3 protein-coding genes are annotated in these 2,339 nt (G+C 45.2%); all 3 read right to left on the reverse strand.

Going from position 1 to position 2,339, the window contains the following annotated elements:
• Positions 1–310 precede the first annotated feature (310 nt).
• The gene (locus ACI77D_RS29230) at positions 311–895 is read right to left on the reverse strand and encodes a hypothetical protein (RefSeq protein ID WP_064450126.1); all 585 of its coding nucleotides are present in this window, start codon (positions 893–895) and stop codon (positions 311–313) included.
• Positions 896–1,335: 440 nt separating this feature from the next.
• A complete protein-coding gene (locus ACI77D_RS29235) occupies positions 1,336–1,767 on the reverse strand; it encodes a hypothetical protein (RefSeq protein WP_057006052.1) in 432 nt (143 codons plus the stop codon).
• Positions 1,767–2,339: hypothetical protein (locus ACI77D_RS29240; RefSeq protein WP_407018090.1), on the reverse strand; the 573-nt coding region annotated here is incomplete at its 5' end. The genes ACI77D_RS29235 and ACI77D_RS29240, both read right to left, overlap by 1 nt.

Here is a 2,339-nt window from a genome sequence, read left to right on the forward strand (position 1 = left end):
TGCTGAACTCTAAAAAACAAAACCCTAAACCGTGGTCTGACCCTTATTTTTCATGTAAAAAATATAGTCTTCATCTGAATAAAAACATGCAGACCAATTGTTTCCCCGCTGAATAATATACAACGGGATATCCGGCAGTAAAACCCTAGGATGGCGAGCCATATAAACCCCTAACTGGATAAGAGCTTACAGCTTAGCCGCCCTTCAACAAGCCAACAGATTGGAATAATTACAAAAAATAAATCATGTTTTTAAAGAGCAACTCTGCTGAACTCTAAAAAACGAAAAACGTGGTCTGACCCCTATTTCCTTATATAAACCGAAGTTTCCAATAGTCATTGCCCGCCACTATCCAGTACCGCTCGCGAGCAGGGATCAAAAAGCTAAAATCAAAGCATTCAGCAGTCCAGTCCGAATAAGCTAGACTTTCATGAACACGCACGTCATCCATATGCATAAAAATTTTTCTGTCAAAATTTATGTAGAACTTGGGAAACCTGGAATGAATGATATTGGCCTTTTTAAATAGGGCCGGGGACAAACCCTCGCCGGTTAAAAAATAATGTTCAGTCTTTTCAAAAACTTCATAATCCGCTTCTATGAAATTTTTCAAATCGCTTGAAGTAAGAATTTTTTCACTTGAGTCATCTAGATACTGCGGAAAATTTTCCGAAGTCATTTTCAGAATACCGCCCCTGAAACTTTTGCAAGATTGCTCGTATTGCTCCTGGGTTATATCGCCATCTTCAAGATAGGCGCGATAGTCTTTTTCTGCGTCAAGAGAGAAATTATACTTCTCATCTATCACCCAATAACATCTTCCAGAGTGTACAAAAAAGCAGACACTTCTCTCTCCATTCCAAAGATCATCAAAAACTGTCTGGTTCACCTTCATTGCTTGAACTCCTTGAAAAATTCATCCTGTGTATAAACACGGGCGTTACTCGAGTTCTTTTCGAGTAGCGACTCCCAAATCTTGGGTAGCTCGAGGGAGTAACCGGGCTGGTCTTTGTCTACCCTCTTAGGTGCATCAGGATCCTTCGTCATACCAGCGACAGGCCGCTGAGGGACTACCCTGTCCATAATTTCCTTATGAAGGCCAGCATCAACGTCAAAAACCACTACAGAGCCATCAGGTCGCTTGTTCGTCAAGTAGTACGTAGCGTGATCAGCATTGCCAACACTTACACAAATTTGCCCTGCGCAACCTGGGTTGATGCTGATGGTTCCATCCTCATTGGCAGTAATACGGTTCTGACTGGTCTTAGTGCCAGATCCGCCGCCCTCAACCCTGAAATAGGTGGCAGTTTCTGGAGAACCGCCTTTTGCACCAACTCAAATTTTCCCTTTGAGGTGATTTCGCCACGGTACTAGCAAACCGTCCAGCAGGACTCGATCAATAACACCGTCCTCAATAGCGCCAACATAAGTAGTATCTAACTGAAACTCAAAGGAAAGACTTTCATTTTCAGATAGTTTTTTTACGGCACCTACCAGCGCCTCTACGTCATCTAGGTTTTTTGAGTCCATCTCAATAGGAAGTAGGTTTGGCGGCAAAGCCGAATAAATTTCCAAAATCCCACCTACTACTTCCGTACCACTCTCGTCTATCTCGTCAATAAAGCTTGGCGGAGTAACGCTCCATATTCTTGACGCAGCAACCTCATTCACAAGCTGCTGCACATTAGATCTAATAGACTGGTCCAAATCCTGAGCCACGTAAAAAATTAACTTTTGCTTCGCAAGCTCTAGCGGTATGGAATGCATTAATCAGCTCCTTTTTTCGGAGGGTATGCCGGGAGAGCTGACCCTGGACCGCCCGGATTATATCTAAATCCTCCTGGCATATGCGCGTCCAAATGCCGTGTATCAGGCAGGGGCACAGTAAGTGGCGAACCCTGAACATGATGCATAGGTATTCTCTCACCCTTTAGCCCTGCATCTTCAGGAAAAACTTTAACCCATGCATCATCGACCTTCGGAGTCTTCCCTTTAGCAATCGCGGCCCGATTTTCAGTACTTAAGATTTGGCCATATCCAAGGTCATCCCAGTTATCACGTAGTACTCTCCAGTCTGCGGCATTTGTACGAACAACACCTGTCCTAGTCGTACCAGAAGTAACCACAGGCGCGGGAGGCACGACTTCACCTGCCGCTTTTGTACCCGCACCCACCTCAGCAGCGACTTCAGCCCCTTTAGCAATCTCCCCTACTTTGCCCACCGCACCCGCTCGGCCCGCAGGAATCATCGACAACGCAAACTCAGTGGCAAGCTTTGTTTCAAACCTGGTACTAGCGATTTCGTTGCCTTGGAGCCTATCCAGGAATCTCTGGGCCTC

The organism is Pseudomonas sp. O39 (genome assembly GCF_045447295.1).
Classification (GTDB): Bacteria; Pseudomonadota; Gammaproteobacteria; order Pseudomonadales; family Pseudomonadaceae; genus Aquipseudomonas; species Aquipseudomonas antarctica_A.